The following is a 21999-nucleotide window of genomic DNA, read 5'->3' on the forward strand; positions in this document are numbered from 1 at the left end:
TTGAGAAGCGCTAAATAGATGTTGTTAGTTAGCAAGCTTTTGCAGGAATAAGTGTATTGCATGACTACTCCAATTGCGCTGAGATGCTGACTTTAATGCTTGAGAAGCAAGCTTTTTGGCCTCTGCCTGATTCTCTGCAAGCCGTGCCAAAAGTAGCAGCAGCTCAGGGTGTTCGGGATCGATGATGAGACCATGGCGCAGCCAAGCCTTGGCCTGAGCTTTATCGCTGAGGCGAGTTAAATACGTATTTACTAATAACAGTGTGGCGCGTAAATGGCCGTTATTCGATGCCTCGATGAGTACCTGTAGTGCATGAGGAACATCTTGAGGTTCACCGGTGTTAAGCAGCACAGTTGCTAAACGATATTTTGCAATATCCATGGTCTGTGCTGCGTGTTCGAGCCAGAGTACACCAAGCTGATGTGCTCCTGCATTAATAAGCTGAGTAGCTAAGCGATATTGTGCCAAGTCCAAGCCATTTTTGGCGGCAGCGAGATAGAGCTCATTCATCGGTTCGTCAGAACGCCAATGGTAGCGCAGTAACTGATAGGCGTTGTACTCTTTCATACTCAACCAGTTAGCAATATAGTATTGTACTTGCGCCACACCACGCTCCGCAGCGTCGATATTCTGCCTTAGTTGTTTTTCGTAAGCCTTTTTTTGAATAGCCAAAGTTTCGCGATATTGCTCATCTTTATGCGTTGCAAAGTGGTAGATCAACGTGTGTGCTTGTTTTGAACCCGTATATCGCCACTTCTCCACAGCATTTAGCAGACTTGCAGTAAATACATGTCTTGGGTAGCTGTCAATAACCTCAATATTGGTTGCTTTACCGCTTTGGTCGATGTCAAATTCCAACCAAACCCAGCCTTCAATCCCTTGTCTTACCGCTTCATCTGGATATTCAGGTAAAACATCGTGGGTTTTACTCAGTGTTGGTGTAGTACTGTGTTGTTTAAGCTTAGTGAGCGTTGAATCAAGCAAGTAGGTGTTTGACAAGCGGCTTTTTTGAAGTTTTAAAAAGTCCTTTAGGCCACTTTGGTCGTTTGACTGTTGCAAAACAAGTTGTGCAGTTTGGAATGCTTCAGCGATACCAAACTCTTTAGCCAATGAAAACCAAGCAAAGGCATTTGCAGCACTTTGTTCGGTGCCTTGCCCATACAAGTACATCACCCCAAGATTATACATAGCGTCAGCATTTCCTAATTGCGCTAAGCGACTGAATTTTGAAAATGCGAGAGTAAATTCTTCGTTTTGATAGGCAAGAGTGGCGTCGTAAAGATCGGCTTTTGTTAGCCAGCTCATACCTAGAAAAAATGAAAAAATAAGCCCAGAAATGAGATTGTTGCGCATTTTATTGATTACTCATCCTTGGCCTGCTCTGTGGGGTTGCTATGGTCATTTTTAATACGCTATATAACCATAATATAAAGGAAATTTAAATAATAAAAGCTGATAGCAAATGCTATCAGCTTTTTGGAACTCCGGGCAGGGAGTTTACTAAGTCGAACCTGTGTTAGCTTGGAAGCGACTTAATTCGAGTCATGAAACTATTCCTATGCAACTAGTAAGACCAGATTTAGTGGTAAAAGTTTCATTCACTTTTCAGAGTTAGAAGTTAAATCTAACTCCTGCGCTAAAGCGCCTTCCATCGGCATAAACACCGGTCAGTGCTTGTTCAACTCCCTCTTCCTGATAGCTAAATGTATGTTCATCAGTCAAGTTGATGGCCTCAAGAATAAACGCCACATTCTCGTTGTAGTTATAGGTAAGGTTGGCATCTACTTGACCATAATCGTCAATGTATCCTGGCCAGTCTCGACCGGTATCATACCCTGTTCTGAAGTTGTATGAGATGCGGGCACTAATGAATTCGTTTTCATAATAAGAACTTAGGTTAACGGTATGCTCAGAGTTACCAGGGATAGTGATGTCGTTACCTTCATCATCTTTTGCTTCACCATCAACATAGGTATAGTTAGCGGCAACGCCAAAACCTTCGTATAGCTCTTGTTGATAACCGATTTCTAGGCCTTGAATGCGGCCTGCTTTCCCATTAACAGGGCGGCTGATCAGCACTTCTTTACCTTCGTGAGTTTCAAGTGCTGGTTGGCTCTCGATAAACGACTGAATATCTTTGTAGAAAAATACCGCAGAAAAAAGGCCTGCGTCGCTAAAGTACCACTCGATACCGGTATCAAACTGCGTCGCTCGATAGGGGTCGATGTCAGGGTTACCGCCAGTGCCGGTTTGTGTTTCTAGGTTGTATGAAGTTGATGCGGTCATATCGGCGTAATCTGGGCGAGACATAACTCGTGCCGCAGAAAAGCGCATTAATAAATCATCATCTAAGTCAATTGCCAAGTTAATGCTTGGAAGAATGTCGAAGTAGTCCTTTTCTTCCGTTGTCCAGACCTCAGCACCTGACTCACCTGCAAACGCGGATGAGGTTTGTTTGGTATTTACAAGTCTTACACCTAAATTACCGCGTAGACCATCTGCATCCAGGTTCGCTTTAATGTAGCCTGCGGTAATTTTTTCATTGATATCGAAAGTACTGGCCTTCAATACTCGGTAATTCCAACCTAGTGCATCACCTTCTTGGCGTATTTTGTCCGGATCAGTAATCGCATAGCTGCGTGTTGTGCCTGAAGAGCCTATGCCTGATAGATAATCAGATGGCATGGCTTTGGAGTAGTCAGCCAGACTCCAGTTTAAGTCGGTACGATTGTCTGTGGTGTGTTTGGTATTAAAGCGGCTGTGGTCACGGTATTTAAAGCCGACTTTGATCTGGCTGAAGATGGCAACATCAATTGGACGCTTAAAATCGGCTTGAAAGTAAGTTTCATCATCTTTGGCATCATTACTGTCATAGCGTAAAAAACCTAAATTCCACTTCTCTCCGTCGTTTGGATCGGCGGCATAACTGGTTTTTACATCTTCTACTTGTGACGTATCAAAGCTGTGAACATAATTACCTTCCCAGCCAACGGAGCGATCAGCTTGCGACCCCCCCGAACCTTCTGTGTAACCTAAGTGATATGACGATTCCCAAAGTTGTCCTTGATGTTCAACTTTTAAGTCGTACGACTTGGTTTTGAGCTCAGAGTTACGTACTTTGGTCTCATCCAGAATATTATTGGCATTTGGAGATAAGCCAAGCGTACCACCAACGGCCATCTTGCCAACTACGGGGTGGTCGATAATGGTAATGTCAGTGTATTGTGAGCCGCCGTAACCGGGTAACCAAAGGAAGTTTTGGTTTTCATTATCGGCTTCTAGTGTAGAGTCTAAGGCATTGAATACAATGTCCATATTTTCACTTGGACGATATTGCAGGGCGAGGTTTATGCCCGTGCGCACACGTTGCTGTGAGAACATAGCTGAGCCGCCACCGCCAGGGCTGTATACATTGTCGACGACGGTACCATCTTCAAGTGTGATATCACGATATGTCCAAGACCATGCTTCAATACCATCGCGGCGCAAGTTACGTTCTTGGCGAACAACAGAAATTAATGCACCAAAAGATTCATCATCGGTTTTAAAGTTGTACATAGCGGATAGTTGCGGATCGGTTTCACCTGATACTTCGCTGTGCTGTGCGATAATTGAACCTGCAATTTTATTTGCCTCTAACTCAAGTGGCTTACGTGTTCTCACAATCACGGTGCCGCCAATAGAACCTTCATCAATATCGGCTTCGGGTGATTTGTAAACTTCAAGCCCAGAAATAATTTCTGAGGGTAACATTGTATAGTTAAAACCACGACTCGCCGCTGAGTTGGTCCACCAATCTGCTGAACCAACGGCTTGACCATTTAATAAGGTTCGGTTTTGGCTTTCACCTGTGCCTCGAATGCTAACGCGCTCACCTTCACCAAAACTGCGGGTGATTGAAACACCGGTAATGCGTTGTAGCGATTCGGCAACGTTTTGATCTGGAAATTTACCAATATCCTCGGCAGTTACTGCATCGACAATGGCGTCAGAGTATCTTTTAGTATTGAGTGATTGAACAACGCTGCCACGGATCCCTCTGACTTGAATAACTTCAACTTCACCATTTTTAGCTGCTTCTTGATTATTGCTCTCTTCAGCGAGCGCTATACCTGGTGTAAAAAGTACCGAGCCGAGCAAAGATTGGCTGATTAAGACTACTAGTTTTTTCTTATTATTGCGAAACATACATTCCCCTTGAGTGCCTATACCAATTAGCCTTAATACTTGCTCAGTCTGAAGGAGTAAATCTAACGCTAACTGCGTTAAAAATTTCTTATTTAGAGCAACTAAATAGCAAAATTCTTGCCTTGTTATCGACAAAGTTTTCTCGCCTCAAAATAGACCACTTAGTTAAGATAATTGGTATTACTTGTGATTGAGAGGTTGACCTCGAGAAAGATTAAACACCAGCGGGGTTTGTTAAATCTTGAATTGAAATGAATAGTTGTGAATTCAATGGATTTCTACTTCAATAATTACCATTGTACTGAAATATATAGATATAAAATAAGTTAAGTTGGAGGTTTTGTAGTTTAAGTTAAGTTTACTTGAATGATTTTGCTTAGTCTTTTGTTAACATTCACAACTACAAAGAACTGGAAAGTCACCTTTCCAGTTCTTTTTACACGTTATAAGCTCTTTTTAGGTGGCAGCACAACGTTTGAGAAGATAAGGCCAGCAATAAGAGACATAAATATTAAGAAGGTTTGTTGGCCAATATGATCCGCATGGACAAAGCTTTGGCCTTCGATCAGTGAATTAAGTCCAATATAAGTTTTAGAACCAGGGACCAGTACAATCAAACCTTGCATTGCAACAATAGAAGCTGGAGCGTTGACAACGCGGTTAAAGATATTGCTAAAGACACCCACTGCAAATGCACCGACAAACGTACCAAGTGCGTAGTCAAAGTAAACCGCAGAGCTGATGTTTGCTGCATAAGCAATAAAACCTGATGCTAGCGACCAACTCGCATGTCTTAATTTAGTTCTAAATATCACCACAAGACTGCTACAAAGCAAAAGCACAGCAAGCCACGCTGTCCATCTTGGTAATGGTAGGGGTTGGACAAAATCGACTTTCCCGAATAACGCAAACCCTAGCGTGATACCTAAAAAAGCACCAAAATAGAGCTTAAACAGCAACATGATCGAGTCCATGACTCGAGCGGTTCCAGAGACCAAATGCCGAGCTGATAATTCAGCAAATCCAAGTGCGAGTGCTAACCCTGGAATAAACACGATAATCGCCGATAGCACAACCAAACGGATATTTATTTGTGGATCGATATACACAGAGACTGCGCAGGCAGCTACAGCCGAAACAATGGCAACCAAAGGCTCAAGCATATGGGTCACGCGCTTGGAGATACTCGCCCAAAGTACAAACAAAAACACCAACAAGGAAAGTAATGCTGACCACACGACGTCGTTCCAGCTGGTGCCCATTAGCATTGCGAACGCACCACCAGAAGTAGCAAAAGCAAGTCCAGTGAGGAGTTTATTATATGGGGGCTGGGCATGCAAAATGGCTTCGAGGCATTGCTCTGCCTCTTGCAGTGATAACTCTCCGGATAGCACTCGAGTTACTACGCCATCAGTATCAGCAAGCGAGCCTAAGTCATGATCGCCTGGGTCAACCCGTGCCACATGAGTGTACTCTTCTTCATGGCCTTCAGTCCAAATCACAAATGTGACGGATGTTGGGGACATAACAAAAGAAGACTTTAACCCTAAGTGAGTGGCAACTTCCATTAAGTGTGCTTCGAGCCGATAGGCAGGGGTGCCGTATTTATGAAGCATTTTGCCTAACTTCACAATAAAGCGGCGTTTCTCTGTAAAGGTTGCGTTATTCAACGAAAGAGAACCTTAAATGTGTACTACCAGTCGGTTTCAAATACGATTGGTAAAAGTGTTAAAAAACAGGAATATGACAACAAAAGTAACGTTGTGCCAAGTATAAACTCGCCATTCTAGTATGGTACATCTATTTGCTTTTACTAGATTTATTTAATACCAATTATCTTTAATACTTGCTTGATTTGAAGGAGTAAATCTGAAGCTAACTGCGTTAAAAATTTATTATTTAGAACATATAAATAGCAAAATTTTTGCCTTGCCTATATGGATGTAGGTACCTTAGCGATAGCAGGACGCGGTAGCGGAGTTATCGAAAAGATTTACTCACCTCAAAATAGACTACAGTATTAAGATAATTGGTGTAAGTCGACATCAGTCACTTGTGCATATTTCCTAAATGTAAATATAGACGGCTGAGATTGCTGCGAATTCTATCCAGATTCTCAACAATGTCTATAGGTTTGGCCGCAAATATTTGCATTTTTTTAAAATGTAATTTGATAGTAATCAAAGCGCTTGTCTATACGCCGATTTCGCATATTTGCGAAGAATCCCTCAATTGAAGCGTTACATCGACTATGGTTGTCGCCGCAGGAGTTGTGCCACTGAGCTGCTCTGAGAGGGTTTGACAAGTGCGTCTACATATCTCGTTAATATCTATTTTTACACTACTCAAGGAGGGGGTCATAAACTGAGAATCAGCAAAATCATTGAAACCAATCACTTTTATATCTCTACCTGGTGAAAGTCCAATCTCCCGCATCGTATCTACAACGCCATAGGCAATAAAATCACTAAAACACATAACCGCATCTATATTACGATGAGTTTCGATCAGTTGTTTGAATGCCTTTTTGCCGGCTCGACGGTTATTTTGGACGTCAATAACAGTCGCCTGATGCTTAACGTGGTGTGATGTTAATGCACTTTGAAAACCCGCCAGTTTAGCCTGGTACTCAAAGCAGTCTTGCTCACCAAGTGCAGCAATATGTCGAGCTCCAACTTCAATCAAGTGAGAAGTTGCAAGGTGAGTCCCCTTTTTATTGTCGGGCAGAATCGAGGGGGCTTTGGCAAAAGCAATTTCTCGCATTATTGTGATGACTAAAAAACCGGAGTCATAAAGATTGTCTAGCCACTGTCGGGAAGTACCTTTGGCAGGGATCATAATGAAGGCAGAAACATTATATTCTTTAAATGCCTGTACCGCTTGCTGTTGACGTTCAATACATTCATTCGTACTTACCAGCATGGGAACCATACCTAACGTATATACCTGCTTTTCGAGTTCAACAGCTAGTTGTGCGCACAGAGGACAAGTTAAGTCATTCATCACCAAGGCAACTAAATTGGTACGCTTACTTCTAAGTGCAGCAGCCTCTCGGTTGTAGACATAGCCCAGCTTTTCAATTGCATGTAGCACTTTGGCTTTGCTTTTATCGCTCACTTTCTCACTTTGAGTAAGCACGAGAGAGACCGTAGACTTTGAAACTTGTGCTTCTTTGGCAACATCAAAGATGGTGACATTAGCGCGTTTTTTATCATTTTTCATGCTAATTAACCTGAACTTCGGATCATGAATACTTTTCTAACATCTAGATGTGATGCTAACGGCGCTGAATTTACTCCTTCAAATTGAGCAAGTATTAAGTCAAACTGGTATTATCTGTATCAAAATTTTCAGATTGACCAGACTCACCAACAGCGATTTTTCAGGGTTAATGGTACCGCAAGTTTTCTTTACATAACATCGCAAATCTGTGCACATTTTCCAAAAATCATTATATGATCGCACAATGAACGCCCAAGATAGGTGAATACAGTGAAATTATTAAAAAAAGTTGCATTTATCATAATGATAACTGCCGTATCACAAACGGTATTTGCAAATGAACAAGGCTATATGAGGCCTTCTTCAGAACTTGCTAAGTTAGTTGATGCTCCTCTCATTCCAGCTTCAAAGTTGAGCGCTAACGGAAAATGGCTTGCGCTAATGCAGCGTAATCGAGTCCTTTCTCTTGAAGAGCTAGGTACACCGGAAAAAGCATTAGCAGGCATTAAATTTAATCCTGAGAGCTTTATGAGAACGTCCAGTCGACAATATAGCTCAATTGAATTTAAACATGTGGATACTGGGGCGCTGATCAAAGTACAGGGTCTACCTGAGGGTAAAATAAAGGCACCTAGCTGGAGTGCAGATAGCCGTTATCTGGCGTTTATTCTTGAGCAAGCGAACAGCTCTACGCTGTGGGCATTTGATATAGAAAAGCGCGCTCTGAAGCAATTAACGCAATCGACTTTAAATGGAATAGTGACCTCAACCCCTTATCAATGGCTGCCTGACAGCACTGCAATTGTTGCAAACATTGCGGTTAACCATGGCAAACAACCGAGCGAGCGTGATAGGTCGCAGTTGGCGCCAATCGTGCAGACAACATCTGGTAAAAAAGCATCGACCAGAACTTATCAAAACTTATTATCAAGCCCTTATGATATTCAGTTGTTTAAATTTTATGCTGAAGGCCAACTGATAAAAATTAACCTTAATTCAGGTGCCCAAAAAATTGGTAACCCCACCTACTTGAAAGACTTTTCAATCTCTCCTGATTCAACCAATCTAATTGTAGGCATGATGGATGACCCATTTTCTTACCAAGTACCGTATAGCCGTTTCCCTGCGGTATGGCAGGTGTGGGGCATGAGAGGGTTCCCGCTATTTGAAGTGGCAAGGCAACCTGTTGCAGACGCCTTACCCGCGGGCTTTGACAGTGTGAGAGAAGGGCCTCGTAAAATCCAGTGGCGGGACGACAAAGGGGCAACTCTTATCTGGGCTGAGGCGCAAGATGGTGGTGATATGAGTAAAGATGTTGAATATCATGACTATTTGTACACAATTAGTGCACCTTTCAAAAAAGAGCCTGAATTATTTGCAAAAGTTGAACGACGCTTTGCAAGTATTCAGTGGGCTGATAATAATGTCGCTATTTTAAATGAGTGGCGCTTTTCAGATCGTAGTGTGCGCGCTTCGATATTCTCACCTCGCAACCCAGATATGAACCGCGTGGTATTTTCAGAGCGCAGTTATAATGATGCCTACAAAGACCCTGGTAGTTTTGTATATGAAAACAGTGATTTAGGCTCTCGTGTGCTGAAGCTAGTTGGTGGTCGCTATTTATTTTTAACCGGCAATGGCGCATCTGATCAAGGCAATATCCCATTTCTAGATCGATTTGACGTAAAAACGAATACATCGACTCGGCTATGGCAATCTAGTGCACCTTATTATGAAAGAGTTCGGGCATTACTCGATGACGAAGGAATGCGGTTTGTTACTGTACGTGAGTCACGTCAAGAGCAGCCTAACTTTTTTGTCCGTGATTTACAATTTGATACGCTAGAACAGTTAACAAAGTTTCCACACCCATATCCTGCATTTAAAGGTGTCGTGAAAGAGCAAATCAAATATAAGCGCGATGATGGTGTTGAACTATCGGGTAATTTGTATTTGCCAACCAACTATGATCCCTCTAAAGGCAGAATACCGGTATTAATGTGGGCATACCCACTTGAATATAAAGATAAAGCGGTTGCTTCTCAGGTACGAGAGTCACCTTATCAATTTCCTTATATTGGTTACTGGGGACCCATGCCTTACCTTGCCAAAGGTATCGCTATTTTTGATGATCCAACTATGCCTATAGTGGGAACCGGAGACTCCGAGCCGAATGACACTTTCAGAAAGCAGCTGGTGGCAAGTGCTCAAGCTGCGGTGGATACGTTAGTTGAGAAAGGGATTGCTGACCCTGAGCGTATCGCGATTGCAGGTCATTCATACGGTGCATTTATGGTTGCGAATCTCTTAGCGCACAGTGATTTATTTGTTACCGGTATCGCACGCAGTGGTGCGTATAACCGGACACTGACTCCATTTGGTTTCCAAGGTGAGCCTCGTAGTTTTTGGGAGGCACAAGATGTGTATGCCAATATGTCACCTTTCTTCCACGCGGAAAAGATTAACGAGCCTATGTTAATGATCCATGGTGAGGAAGACCCAAATTCAGGCACTTTCCCAATGCAGTCTAAGCGGATGTTTGCTGCAATGAATGGCTTGGGTGGTAATGCAAGGTTAGTCATGTTACCTGAGGAAGGTCATGGGTATAAAGCACGAGAGAGCATCTTACATGTTCTTTGGGAGCAAGAGCAGTGGCTCGATACCTATTTGTTTCCAGAAAAAGCGCAAGAAGAGATAGAAATGTTGCCTAATGAACCGACTTCTATTGCAACACAAGCTATTGTTGAGCAGTAAACATACTTTCATCTAAGCGCAGTACTGCGCTTAGATGAAAACTAAAAATTCGAGATAATTACTGTTATGAGTGTATAGAAGGCTTCGCTATTGAAGCCTCTTTATGTGAGTTTATACCAATTTCCTTAATTAAGTGGTCTATTTTGAGGTGAGAAAACCTTGTCGATAACAGCGCTTCCGCGTCCTGTTCACGCCGAGGTATCTACGTCCTGTAGGCAAGGCAAAAATTTTGCTATTTAGTTGTTCTAAATAGGAAATTTTTAACGCGGTTAGCGTCAGATTTACTCCTTCAAATTGAGCAAGTATTAAGTCTAATAGGTATTACTCTTTGCTCGATACTGAGCTGCCAACAGATGCAGTGATAACCATCAATATTGCCAGCCATTGCCATACAGTGAGTAACTCTCCCAAAATTAAAAAACCAGCCAATGCAGCAACTGCAGGCTCCACACTCATTAAGATGCTAAAACCTTGTGCTGGCATTTTTCGCAGTGCGACCATCTCTAAACTGTAGGGTAGGGCGCTTGAAAGCAGGCCGATGGCAATCCCTAACGGGATAATTGACCAATCTAGTAAAGCGGTACCTTGGGAGATCACGCCAAATGGCACAATCGCGAGCGCGGCTATACTCATACCAATGGCAACTGTTGCCCCACCAGAACTCTCACTGCCTGAGCGCTTACCATATAAAATGTACCCCGCCCAGCAAGCGCCAGCAATTAACGCCAATACGACGCCTATTGGGTCAAGTCCATTTACATCACCCAGATCAGGCAATAGCAATAAAATGCCCGCAATCGCAAAGGCTACCCACAAATAATCACGTTTACGTTTAGAAGAAAATAGCGCGACCGCGAGTGGTCCGGTGAACTCTAAAGCAACCCCAATGCCTATTGGAATACGCTCTATAGCATAATAAAAAGTGATATTCATGCCGCCCAAGCACAGACCATATACAATAAGCGGCCGCCAATTTGATGGTAAGTGTCGCCAAGGTTTGAATACCAAACATAAAATTAACGCTGAAAAGCCAAGGCGATATGCGGTTGTTCCTTCAGGGCCTACGAATGGGAACAGCTGCTTGGCAATAGAAGCACCTGATTGGATTGTTATCATAGCGCACAGTAGACATAAAATCGCGATGATAAAGTCACGGTTAATGAGTGGCATTATGCCCCCTGTAGATAAAAAAGCAGGTAAAGAGTTTGCAGATGGCGTTAGTCTAATCTTCTGTAGTGAGCGGCTCAAATATTTTTGTATATTTTATTCTTTTTATTTTTCAGACTCTCTAAACGTTACCTCTAGGCTGCTTTTAATTGAGGTTTTTGTTTTACTTTTTACCTTTATTTTACTTGTGTTGCTGTAAATATAATTGCCACTGGTCTTCGTGTTTCTGCATACTTTTATGTTTTTTCGATTCTTGATGTGATAGCGCATCAACTTCGCTGACAAATGGGCCTGCTCTACAAATAGTACAGTGATTTGGCGCTAAGTAATGTGGCATTTGCAGTTTTGAGGTTATTGGGTGCGAGTGATTTATCGACCAGTAATAGCTGACGCCACTAGTATCCTTTACATGTTTATCTCGATCTACATTACGGATAAGATACTCAGGGAATTTTGAAATATCAAAAGTAGACTGACCGAGGTAACACAAGTCTGTGTTTGTTATCAGGCTCTGCTCTATATTCCACTCAATATAGGGCTTGACGTCTTTAGAGGTGATTATCCCAAGGTTTACACCTGCTGGGTCTAACGCATACTTTGTTGCGTTGAGTAAAAACTTTCTTAGCAACTGGCGATTTAACGTGTTTACGCTCAGTGTTTGCTGCTGGAAGCTTTCATAAGAGGCAAATGCCGGGATCAATGGAAACTGAAATATCACCGCATCAAAGCTTTGCTTAGAGAGCCTATGCCAGCAGCTCGTCTTGGTAACATCAAACTCGGTGATAATATCAATACCAATATTTGCAAGTTTATCAAATGCGTTGTCTTGGTATTTATGTTTAAGCGCACTTTCGCTGTCATAAATACTGGCAGTGAGATGAATTGGCTTTAGGTACTTTGCTAGAGAGTAAGAAAAGCTTAAATCACCATCGCCAACAGTGAGAATACGCCAGTTTTTATCAAGGATCATGGAACTGTCTAAATCAGCAAAACGGAGAGTTTACCAAATTAGGCTGGTATCTTGTAGCGGTTGGCTCTTGTCTGGGGGATTAATACCAATTAATGAATATAATTCGTATAAATTAGATAAATTCGCCGCGGCAGCAAATGTTGCAATACCCGCAAAATACACAAAGAAACATACAGCCTATAGGTCATTTACTATGGCGTCGTATAATTTCCCTTAATGTTAAAGCGGGTATCCGATAAAACAGTGTATCGCTTTACTTATCAATGCCCTAGCTGGTCAAGTAAGTCCATTACTTCGACACTTGCTCGTTCCATTTGATTAAGCTGCTTAACTGCGCCTTGAGGATCACCGGATTGGAATTTTCTAATTGCTTCCACGCCTGCACGGTGTACCTCTTTATGTGGCGCATCTAAACGTTTAAAGGCATTGTGAGCTCCAAATTTGTCAGCGCCTTCGCCGCTCCACCACTTTCCTAGTCGGCACATTGTATGGTCGGCAAAATCATTTACTCCCTTGTGACTATTACCGATAATCACGTTGTAAACATCCCCCTTCCACACCACATGGTCAAGCTTCACTGTTTGGATAAATGTCTGTGTTGTAGACACTAAAATTGTGTCTTTCATTGAATCACAGCATGCAACAATCCCTTCATATTCATCATTTAAATGTCCAATACTGTCGGACAGGGTAATATTGGAGGCTTGAATTTCCTCTACAGCATTCACGGTTGTGTGCGTCGTGTCGATGATTTTCTTGACGAGATCTGAAACTTCATTCGCTGATTCATTCGTGTTGGTGGCAAGTGCTCTTACTTCATCAGCTACAACAGAAAACCCTCTGCCAGCTTCGCCAGCTCTCGCCGCCTCTATGGCGGCGTTAAGCGCCAGTAAGTTAGTTTGATCTGAAATCTTAGAAATCGTGGTTACAAACGTATTTATACTATCAGCCATTTGCGACAAGCCGGAGATGTTGGCCGTCATTTTGTCCATATTTGTTCCAAGCTGATCCATGCCTACGAGTATTTTTCGTAATGCCGTTTCCGACTTAGAAAAGGCAGCGTTTACTTTCTCTATAGAATGGCTTTCTTCTTCGATCCCCATAAAGCTTGCGAGTACTGTTTCACGGATCCCCTGCACTTGACCAAGTCCAGTCAGCGCACATTGAAGTAATTGATTATCTGTGTTGTCATTCAGAGACTCCTGAGCGCTGACCATCTCTGCTTTGAGTGATTCATTTTCGGCACTTAACTGTTCATTTTGTTGTTTCAGTTGGAGCAGTTCTTGTTGCGCTTTTTCGAGCGCTTGCTGGGTCTCGTTGTTTGTAAATAGCTTTGCAAACACTGCACATTTCCCTATAACTTAATATTAACGATAGCTTAGCAATTATTGTGTATTAGTGCTACAAATTTAGTGAGGGCAGCAAGTCAACTGATGATTCTTACTGCAAAAAAGTCAGTTTTTGTTTACAAATTTACCGCTTTTGGGTCTTTTAGCCTCTAGAGCTGGAACGAAGAGATTTACCTTTCTTATCACCGTACATTTGTTTATCTGCTTCATGGATAAGTAAATCAGCTTGCTTTGCAGGGTCGACCATAACCTGTCCTATACTGACATTGATATTGTATTCAAGCAGCCCGTTTAGTAATGCACTCCTGATTTCATCTAGGTTTGGCTGCTCACAATCCGCATAAACAATGAATTCATCCCCTCCTATCCGAAAGCAATGTGACAAGCCGAAATATTGCTGCATGTTTTGGGTCAAACTCATGAGGACTTTATCGCCAACATGATGCCCATACGTGTCATTTACTTGTTTAAAGTTATCGACATCGAGATAGAGTAACCATAGACCCGCAAACTTATGTGCTTGTAGCCCTTCGAAGCAAGCCTTGCGGCTGCCCACTCCGGTCATCGAATCGTGATTTGCCTCATAGCGCATTCGCTCTTCGAGTTGCTTTCTTCTTTCTACTTCTGCTTTTAATTTATGAACGTCTTTGCGCTTTTCTTTGATCATACGATAAAAGCCAACACTTATTAATAAAAAACCTAAGTTTTTCATAGAAGTATCTAATCCTAAAATAGGCAGATTTGCGTTACCGATAAAGCTGTCAAAAATATCCAGTAGTAAGCCAACGGAATAAACAAGTAATGCTACACGTAATAGTTTATTGACGACTTCTTTGGTAATGATAAAAAATAACGTGAACGAAACAGCAAACCAAAAAAGCTCCTCGAAACTCTCGTAATCTGTGTGACCATTGGTGAACATAAACGCCGCTAACGCGATATTCACTATCCAGATCAGTAGCAATGGAACTGCCGTTTTTATCAAAGTAATTTAGCTCGCTATGGTTCGCCTACAGTTAGTTATAGTTAATGGGTCATGGGAAGCAAGTTTCCTAAGCGCTGAGTTCAAGGGCTTGAGAAATCATAAAGAGGTGCCCGACGAAAACCATTGCGCTTAGCACGGTGCGCATTTTCTGGTAATCCTTATGGTATTCTTGCCACATTGGGGATAAACGTTCAATCAGATAGACCAGCCAGTACGCCACGGATAAGTATACCAATGACCACTCGAGCGTTAGAAAACTCAGTAGCGGATAGGGGATCACAACAACAACAGCCAGTATCGCTTGGCTTTGCGTTTGTTGACCTGCACGCCATAAACTGCCAGCCATAAAGGCTAAAATACCAAAACTATAAAATTGAAACGCTTGTACTGTGTTAGCTGATGCGCCGGTCATTAAGGTCCATGCAATACAGGCAAGAAAGGGAACAAAACCAAGGTAGCCAAGTTGGATATGATTAAAATAGGGGTGCATAGTAACGCTCTGTTATATCTGATGATTGGATCATACCGTATTTACAGTACTTTTATACTCTTATGCTAAATTAGTTGATCACTCAAAAAACTATTATCATTTTTTTCGATTACAGTGATTCAAACAATCCATTTTATTTAAATATCACTTCCCCTTATCTTTGTACTCAAGCCAAGGCGAATAGCAATCGCCAACATTAATTCAAACTAAACAACAGTGAGGAAAGCGATGAGCACTTCATTAATCAACACAAAAATTAAACCTTTTAACGCAACAGCATACCATGGTGGCGACTTCGTAGAAGTTTCTGAGCAAGACCTATTAGGTAAATGGTCAATCGTATTCTTCTACCCAGCGGATTTCACTTTTGTATGTCCGACAGAGCTTGGTGATTTAGCTGATTATTACGCACAGCTTCAAGAAATGGGTGTTGAAGTGTATTCAGTATCAACAGACACACACTTCACACACAAAGCGTGGCATGACGCGTCAGAAACGATTAAGAAAATCCAGTTTCCTATGATTGGCGACCCAACAGGCCGTATTACTCGTAACTTCGGTGTAATGATCGAAGAGGAAGGGTTAGCGCTTCGTGGTACTTTTGTAATCAACCCTGAGGGTGAAATCAAAGTTATTGAAACGCATGACCTAGGTATCGGTCGCAGCGCTAAAGAGCTAGTACGTAAAGTACAAGCTGCTCAATACATCGCATCTCATGATGGAGAAGTATGTCCAGCGTCTTGGCAGCCAGGCGAAGAAACATTAGCACCTTCACTAGACCTAGTTGGCAAAATCTAAATTGTCAAAGGGAGTGCAGTATGCACTCCCAAATCAACCATCCAGATGAACAGAGTTCATTGTTTTTGCGAATTTTTACTGTAGTTTCTGCAGAGGGTTACCATTTATGTTAGACAACCAAATTAAAACTCAACTACAAAGCCACTTTAGCTCTCTACAACGCCCGATTGAACTCGTCATTAGTCTTGATGACAGTAAAAAATCGCAAGAGCTAAAAGAGTTGGCGCAAGATTTAGCGTCTTTGAGCGATAAAATTTCACTATCTGAATCGAGTGAAGGCGAGCGCGTACCACAAATGTCAGTTCGCGGCGTAGACACAAAGAGTGAAATTACGTTTGCAGGCGTACCTATGGGGCATGAATTTACCAGCTTGGTTCTTGCATTATTGCACTCAGGCGGGCATGCCACTAAAGCATCGGCAGACGATCTCGAACTGATCAGGGGTATTGATAACCCATTGAACTTTGAGGTGTACATTTCACTGAGCTGCCAAACCTGTCCACAAGTCGTGCAGGCATTGAATCTCATGGCGGCAGTTAATCCAAATATTACGACTACGATGATTGATGGTGCTTTGTTCCAAGAAGAAGTCGAATCACGCAACATCATGGCCGTGCCAACCGTATACTTAAATGGTGAGCAATTCAGTCAAGGCGCAGTAAGCCTAAGCGATATTTTACTAAAACTTGATAGCAAAGCTGGCGAAAAACAAGCAGCTGTACTTAACAACAAAGACGTGTTTGATGTGCTCGTTGTTGGTGGCGGCCCTGCTGGCGCATCAGCTGCTATTTATGCCGCTCGTAAAGGACTAAATACCGGTGTTGTGGCTGAACGCTTTGGTGGTCAAGTTGCGGATACTTTAGGCATTGAGAACTTTATCTCTGTACAAAAAACCGAAGGCCCTAAACTGGTTGCACAGTTAGAAGAGCATGTTAACCAATATGGCGTTGATGTGATGAAGAACCAGCGTGCAGCGGCGATTAACAAAGGCGAAACCATTGATATCACTCTTGAAAGCGGTGCAGTGTTAAAAGCTAAATCGGTGGTAGTGGCAACGGGAGCGCGTTGGAGAAGTATGAATGTACCTGGTGAATCCGAATATAAAGGAAGAGGGGTTGCCTATTGTCCGCACTGTGATGGTCCGTTATTTAAGGGGAAACCTGTAGCGGTAATTGGTGGCGGTAATTCGGGTATAGAAGCTGCCATCGACTTGGCAAATATTGTTGAGCATGTCACGGTATTAGAGTTTGCCGATACACTTAGAGCTGACGAAGTGCTGATCAAAAAAGCAAAAAGCCTTACCAACGTTACCATTATCAAAAACGCACAAACCACTGAAGTCGTTGGAGATGGCAACAAAGTAACCGGTCTTAACTATATAGACAGGGTAAGCGGTGACACTCATTCGTTAGCACTCGCTGGCATCTTTGTACAAATTGGGCTGGTGCCAAATACTGAATGGTTAAAATCGAGTGAAGTCGAACTTAGTCGCTTTGGTGAAATTGAAATTGACAGCAAAGGGGCGACAAGTTTAGCGGGCGTTTACGCGGCAGGCGATGCAACCACCACACCGTTTAAGCAAATTATTATTGCGATGGGTGGGGGAGCGACAGCAAGTTTAGGCGCTTTTGATTATCTAATTCGGTTAGGACAAGACGACGAGCAAGCTGCTTAAGTATTTGCATTATCACAAAGAATCATTGCAACTATACACCCATGCAATGCTCCCAAGCCACACTCCAGCAGTGTGGCTTTTTTATTTATCCCTCCTCCCACCTTAAGCTGTCAGCATTTGTTTTACACATAGGGTAGCGAAATGATAAGAGCAGTCATCGCAGCACGACTAAAAGTGATTTTTATCCCTATATTTGCATTAATGTGCCTGTTTTTCCGCTGTGAAGTGGCTTTTCTATGCTCCAACAGTCTTTTAGTAAATAGCAAAAATAAAGCAACTCAATCGAATTTTTAGTTTAAATGACTTGTAACTGTTTGATTAATATGGATTTAGTGTTTATGAAAAGGTTTGGTTTTGTTTTTGTAGTGTTAATTTTAAGGTTTGTTTTGTTTTAAATTATTTCACAGTCGTTGCTGTTGTGTGAATATTTCTATATCTTGACCAGCCTTAATTGTAATGTGAATGAAACTTCAATGTAACAATGAGGGGGATAACACAATGGATAGAACACAGGAATTAACAAGCAACTACACTGAATCACAAGATACAGCAAGCTGGTACACCTATCAAAGCTACGTAGAGTCAAGTGCAAGAACGTATTCGAGAGTTATCGATAAAGTCATCGTCTCTGGTAAAGGTTCAATCCTTACCGATGCTGATGGAAAAGAATATGTCGATCTTTTAGCTTGTGCAGGGACATTAGCACTGGGTCATAACAATCCAGAAATTAAACAAGAGCTAATTAAGTACCTTCATACAGATGAAGTGATGCAAGGATTGGATATTTTAACACCCGCAAAATATGCGTTTACTAAAGAGTTATTGGGTTTACTGCCAGAAAAGTTTCGTGATGAAGCACGTATCCAATTTTGCGGCCCATCTGGCGCAGATGCCACTGAAGCTGCGGTTAAGCTATTCAAAACTGCAACAAAACGTCGCACGGTACTTGCGTTTCATGGTGGGTATCACGGTATGACAGCCGGTGCATTATCACTTACCGGTAATCTCAGTGCCAAAGATGCTGTAGCGTCATTGATGCCTGATGTGCATTATCTTCCTTTCCCTTATGACTATCGCTCACCTTACTTGGTACAAGGTGACGAGTTAATAGAGACTTCTTTACACCATATTGAAACCGTCTTTAGCGACCCAGAAAGCGGTATAACCAAGCCTGCTGCTGTGATATTAGAGGCAATCCAGGGGGAAGGTGGCTGTATTCCTGCCCCTGCCAAGTGGCTCAAAGGCTTACGTCAATTGTGTGATGAATACGATATTCCGCTGATTTTCGATGAAATTCAGTGCGGTTTCGCTCGCTCTGGTGATTTATTCGCCTTTCAAAGTGCTGACATCATGCCGGATGCGATTTTACTATCAAAAGCACTTGGTGGCGGCATGCCAATGTCAGTTGTTGTGTATCGTGAAAAATATGATCACTGGAAACCTGGGGCGCACACCGGCACCTTCCGAGGAAACCAGTTGGCGATGATTGCAGGTCGCAAAGGTATGGAAATTATCCGTCGTGATAAATTGGCCGAAGCTGCTCAAAAAAAAGGGACATGGCTTAAAGCCGAGTTGGAAAAACTGAAGCAAAAGTACACCTTTATCGGGGATGTTAGGGGGCGGGGCTTGATGTTAGGAGTTGAAATTATTCACCCAAACACAGCCAGATCACCAAAGCACCCTGATTTGGGCGATGGCTCATTGGCTTCAGCAATCAAAAAACAATGCTTTGCCAATGGCTTGATTTTAGAAACTGGTGGTCGCTTTGGGGCTGTATTGCGCTTATTACCAGCTTTAACTATCTCGATGGATGAGCTCGAGCGTGCGCTTGAACTGCTTGATCTTAGCATGAGTCAACTAGCGCAGGGGTAAGTAAGATGAATTGTCCCGTTGTCATGAAGTTTGGCGGTGCATCATTGGGATGTGCTGAATCGATATTACGTGTCGCAAGGCTTATCCAGCAACAGCAGAAGCACACTCGAGTCATCGTGATAGTGTCAGGCTGTGGCAACGTGACAAATGATCTTGAAACCATTCTTGCTGACCCACACAAACCGAGCCAAAAACGCGCATTAGAACAAGTCAAGTTGTTCCACAGTGAATTACTTCGGCAATGCGCCCTAACTTTACAGGCAGAGCCTGAACTCACCGCCACCCAACATGTGATTTATGATCTATGTGACCACGCACTTGAGCTGCTTGATTATCCGGAGGTGGCTCATGATGACTTACTCACACTCGGCGAGCGGCTGAGCGCACAGATCATGATCGGTGTTTTACGTGTATTAGGGCTCAGTTGTGGCTATTTGGATGCCGCAGAGTTTATTCATTTATGCGGTGAAAAATCCGAACATCAGCCAGCCATTGAGAAGATCAGTCGTTTGTTGCAACAGGTTGCGAGACAAGCCAAGCACGTTAATGTCAGTGAAGGCTTTATTGCTCGCGCGGAAGATGGACAAATCGCCACATTAGGTCGCAATGGCTCAGATACAACTGCAGCAATCTGGGCTGTTGCGTTAAATGCAAGTCGCCTTGAAATTTGGAAAGAAGTAAAAGGGTTATGTAATGCCGATCCTAACATTATTCCAGAAGCCAATTTAATCACCGATATTGCGTTTGACGATCTGTGTGTTTTATCACAATTTGGTGCATCTGTGATCCATTACCCCGCGTTACAATTATTGCGACAACAGCGCTTAATACTTTCGCTAAAGTGTCCAAAAAATCCAAACACGCCAAAAGCCACTCATATTCATTTTGGTGGCGAGCGCCCCCCTGTAAGTGCATTAGCACTATTGAGTGGCGTGCAAGTCTTGCCCCATGGCGAACACCTAGGACTATTTTGTGTGGATAAAGGTGCCGCTGAACTGCGTTTTGTTATGGAATTATTCTTACAAAACAAAATATTACATGCTCTTCAAAAGATACAGAAAAGTCAAAGCCTGTTGCTGCTTACGTTATTCAGCAATCAGTTTGCTATTGATATTCAGGCGTTAAAAAGTCAGCTATCCAAGCACGGGATATCGGTATTGGCAGTGTGTTCCGATGGTGCCAACGAATGCGTGAATCTCGTTATTGTCGCGGAAGAAAAAGCGCAAGCAATGCGGATTGCACATGCCCAGTTACGCCAGCAAATTACACAAAGTCAATGTATAGAAGTGAACGATGCAGTATAGAACCTTGTTTTTTATTTTGATTTTATTCCTAGGTATATCAATGAGCCAAGCACAAGTTGACCCAGCGATAAACGCTTGGGCACCGAAACTAGAAGCCATCACCGAGAAGCAGCAAAGCACTTTAAACGACATTTATCGTCATATGTTAGCTGGCAACTTTACGTTGGCTGAAACCGAGTTGGCAAAGCTATATAAGGAAGTCCCGCAAGTATTACCGCAGTGGCTTGCGTTGCTGACTGAGCAACAGCAATACGAAAAGATCCGCAAGTTAGTTGACGAGGGAATTGTTTCCCCTACGCATAGTAGTGCTGTGATAGCCAACACGCTCGCTTCTGGCTCTTTACCACAACTTTACTTCGAACAATCACAAGCCTCCATCCCGTTGCAAGGCCACTGGTTAGTGCCTCTGCCAAGAGTAAAGCTGAGGCTAAATGAACATGAATTCTACTTTGTGCTCGATACCGGTGCTTCTCAAAGTCTAGTGACAGACAAAGTGGTGAAGCAATTACAACTTGATATTGCCTCACAGCAGCAAGTCGAAATCGATACTGCAACTGCAAATACAGTCAAGGCTGACTTAGTGCGCTTGCCACCGTTTCAGCTCGGTCCGGTTAAAGCCCAAGATCAGCTTGCGCTCGTTGTTGATCACACTGAACTCGAACAGCGGTTTTTGGGGATTAATTGGTATCAACTTGATGGCATTATCGGCTGGCCAATTATAAAAGCATTGGATTTAACGCTTGATTTTGAAGAACAAATCGCTGAAATCAAAAAGCCTGCGCTGCAGCAAGAGAAAAGCGGAAATCTCGTCTGGCTGTTTGACGACCCTATGGTGATCACCAAGGCAAACAATACAAATCAACTCTGGTTTTTAGATACCGGCGCAATGGAGAGTCAAATCACCAGAGATTACTTAAGTCCCGAACAATACCATTCCATTACGTGGAAAGAGCGAAAGTTTAATGGGTTAGGGGGAAAAGGGGCGGTGGAGAAAACCGCTAAATTTGGCCCTATCAGCATCCATTTTCCATCGATCACACAGCATTTTAAAAAACTGACGGTACGTGCCGACCATCAAGATTGCAGCCATAGTCGTTGCGATGGTCGATTGGGTGTCGACACCGCAGACAGCCTTCGCATGCATATTAATTTTCACGCCGCCAGTTTTGACATTCGCCATAAACACTGAGCTTCCCTAGGAACGTTTTACTCACGGAATACAAAA

General features: G+C 42.8%; 15 protein-coding genes. 6 read left to right on the top strand and 9 right to left on the bottom strand.

Features of this window, described 5'->3' with window-relative positions; all coding sequences use genetic code 11:
* Positions 1-24 precede the first annotated feature (24 nt).
* From HUZ36_RS03760 to HUZ36_RS03775, 4 genes are all read right to left on the bottom strand, one after another.
* Positions 25-1353: a TonB family protein gene (locus HUZ36_RS03760; RefSeq protein WP_147390853.1), complete on the bottom strand. Its 1329-nt coding sequence runs from the start codon at positions 1351-1353 to the stop codon at positions 25-27.
* A gap of 258 nt (positions 1354-1611) precedes the next feature.
* Positions 1612-4188: a TonB-dependent receptor gene (locus tag HUZ36_RS03765; protein ID WP_128730816.1), complete on the bottom strand. Its 2577-nt coding sequence runs from the start codon at positions 4186-4188 to the stop codon at positions 1612-1614.
* A 443-nt stretch (positions 4189-4631) separates the two neighbouring features.
* Positions 4632-5858, bottom strand: coding sequence for a threonine/serine ThrE exporter family protein (locus tag HUZ36_RS03770; protein WP_176032031.1), 1227 nt, complete (start codon positions 5856-5858; stop codon positions 4632-4634).
* Positions 5859-6381: 523 nt separating this feature from the next.
* Complete coding sequence (locus HUZ36_RS03775) at positions 6382-7410, bottom strand: LacI family DNA-binding transcriptional regulator (protein WP_128731662.1); 1029 nt, start codon at positions 7408-7410, stop codon at positions 6382-6384.
* Between the two features lie 270 nt (positions 7411-7680).
* On the opposite strand from HUZ36_RS03775, the gene HUZ36_RS03780 reads away from it, so the two are divergent.
* Positions 7681-10164 carry a prolyl oligopeptidase family serine peptidase gene (locus HUZ36_RS03780; protein WP_444428302.1) on the top strand — a complete coding sequence of 828 codons (2484 nt, stop codon included), beginning with the start codon at positions 7681-7683 and terminating at the stop codon, positions 10162-10164.
* Positions 10165-10485: 321 nt separating this feature from the next.
* On the opposite strand, the gene HUZ36_RS03785 is transcribed toward HUZ36_RS03780, so the two are convergent.
* The 5 genes from HUZ36_RS03785 to HUZ36_RS03805 all read right to left on the bottom strand — a co-directional run bounded on the left by HUZ36_RS03785 (position 10486) and on the right by HUZ36_RS03805 (position 15125).
* A complete protein-coding gene (locus tag HUZ36_RS03785; protein ID WP_128731660.1) occupies positions 10486-11334 on the bottom strand; it encodes an EamA family transporter in 849 nt (282 codons plus the stop codon).
* Between the two features lie 178 nt (positions 11335-11512).
* Positions 11513-12301: a class I SAM-dependent methyltransferase gene (locus tag HUZ36_RS03790; protein WP_176032032.1), complete on the bottom strand. Its 789-nt coding sequence runs from the start codon at positions 12299-12301 to the stop codon at positions 11513-11515.
* Between the two features lie 260 nt (positions 12302-12561).
* On the bottom strand, positions 12562-13644 hold the full coding sequence (locus HUZ36_RS03795; protein ID WP_176032033.1) for a methyl-accepting chemotaxis protein: 1083 nt from the start codon (positions 13642-13644) through the stop codon (positions 12562-12564).
* A gap of 148 nt (positions 13645-13792) precedes the next feature.
* Positions 13793-14635 carry a GGDEF domain-containing protein gene (locus HUZ36_RS03800; RefSeq protein ID WP_254879459.1) on the bottom strand — a complete coding sequence of 281 codons (843 nt, stop codon included), beginning with the start codon at positions 14633-14635 and terminating at the stop codon, positions 13793-13795.
* Between the two features lie 67 nt (positions 14636-14702).
* Entirely contained in the window at positions 14703-15125 is a 423-nt protein-coding gene (locus HUZ36_RS03805) for a DUF3429 domain-containing protein (protein ID WP_176032034.1), read from the bottom strand.
* A 228-nt stretch (positions 15126-15353) separates the two neighbouring features.
* On the opposite strand from HUZ36_RS03805, the gene ahpC reads away from it, so the two are divergent.
* The 5 genes from ahpC to HUZ36_RS03830 all read left to right on the top strand — a co-directional run bounded on the left by ahpC (position 15354) and on the right by HUZ36_RS03830 (position 21963).
* Entirely contained in the window at positions 15354-15923 is a 570-nt protein-coding gene (gene ahpC / locus HUZ36_RS03810; protein WP_125251725.1) for an alkyl hydroperoxide reductase subunit C, read from the top strand.
* A 106-nt stretch (positions 15924-16029) separates the two neighbouring features.
* Positions 16030-17598, top strand: coding sequence for an alkyl hydroperoxide reductase subunit F (ahpF, locus tag HUZ36_RS03815; protein WP_176032035.1), 1569 nt, complete (start codon positions 16030-16032; stop codon positions 17596-17598).
* A gap of 498 nt (positions 17599-18096) precedes the next feature.
* Positions 18097-19470: a diaminobutyrate--2-oxoglutarate transaminase family protein gene (locus tag HUZ36_RS03820; protein ID WP_128731656.1), complete on the top strand. Its 1374-nt coding sequence runs from the start codon at positions 18097-18099 to the stop codon at positions 19468-19470.
* 5 nt (positions 19471-19475) lie between these two features.
* The gene (locus tag HUZ36_RS03825; RefSeq protein WP_176032036.1) at positions 19476-20774 is read left to right on the top strand and encodes an amino acid kinase family protein; all 1299 of its coding nucleotides are present in this window, start codon (positions 19476-19478) and stop codon (positions 20772-20774) included.
* A 40-nt stretch (positions 20775-20814) separates the two neighbouring features.
* Positions 20815-21963: a retropepsin-like aspartic protease gene (locus HUZ36_RS03830; protein WP_176032037.1), complete on the top strand. Its 1149-nt coding sequence runs from the start codon at positions 20815-20817 to the stop codon at positions 21961-21963.
* The last annotated feature ends 36 nt before the right edge of the window (positions 21964-21999 follow it).

The organism is Pseudoalteromonas sp. McH1-7 (assembly GCF_013366255.1).
GTDB classification, from domain to species: Bacteria; Pseudomonadota; Gammaproteobacteria; order Enterobacterales; family Alteromonadaceae; genus Pseudoalteromonas; species Pseudoalteromonas peptidolytica.

What these genes read in the sequence shown, in the direction of transcription:
- HUZ36_RS03760 (WP_147390853.1), bottom strand. Translation starts at nt 1,353, where the DNA reads ATGCGCAACAATCTCATTTCTGGGCTTATTTTTTCATTTTTTCTAGGT.
- ahpC (WP_125251725.1), top strand. Translation starts at nt 15,354, where the DNA reads ATGAGCACTTCATTAATCAACACAAAAATTAAACCTTTTAACGCAACA.
- HUZ36_RS03775 (WP_128731662.1), bottom strand. Translation starts at nt 7,410, where the DNA reads ATGAAAAATGATAAAAAACGCGCTAATGTCACCATCTTTGATGTTGCC.
- ahpF (WP_176032035.1), top strand. Translation starts at nt 16,030, where the DNA reads ATGTTAGACAACCAAATTAAAACTCAACTACAAAGCCACTTTAGCTCT.
- HUZ36_RS03805 (WP_176032034.1), bottom strand. Translation starts at nt 15,125, where the DNA reads ATGCACCCCTATTTTAATCATATCCAACTTGGCTACCTTGGTTTTGTT.
- HUZ36_RS03825 (WP_176032036.1), top strand. Translation starts at nt 19,476, where the DNA reads ATGAATTGTCCCGTTGTCATGAAGTTTGGCGGTGCATCATTGGGATGT.
- HUZ36_RS03820 (WP_128731656.1), top strand. Translation starts at nt 18,097, where the DNA reads ATGGATAGAACACAGGAATTAACAAGCAACTACACTGAATCACAAGAT.
- HUZ36_RS03790 (WP_176032032.1), bottom strand. Translation starts at nt 12,301, where the DNA reads ATGATCCTTGATAAAAACTGGCGTATTCTCACTGTTGGCGATGGTGAT.
- HUZ36_RS03785 (WP_128731660.1), bottom strand. Translation starts at nt 11,334, where the DNA reads ATGCCACTCATTAACCGTGACTTTATCATCGCGATTTTATGTCTACTG.
- HUZ36_RS03830 (WP_176032037.1), top strand. Translation starts at nt 20,815, where the DNA reads ATGAGCCAAGCACAAGTTGACCCAGCGATAAACGCTTGGGCACCGAAA.
- HUZ36_RS03765 (WP_128730816.1), bottom strand. Translation starts at nt 4,188, where the DNA reads ATGTTTCGCAATAATAAGAAAAAACTAGTAGTCTTAATCAGCCAATCT.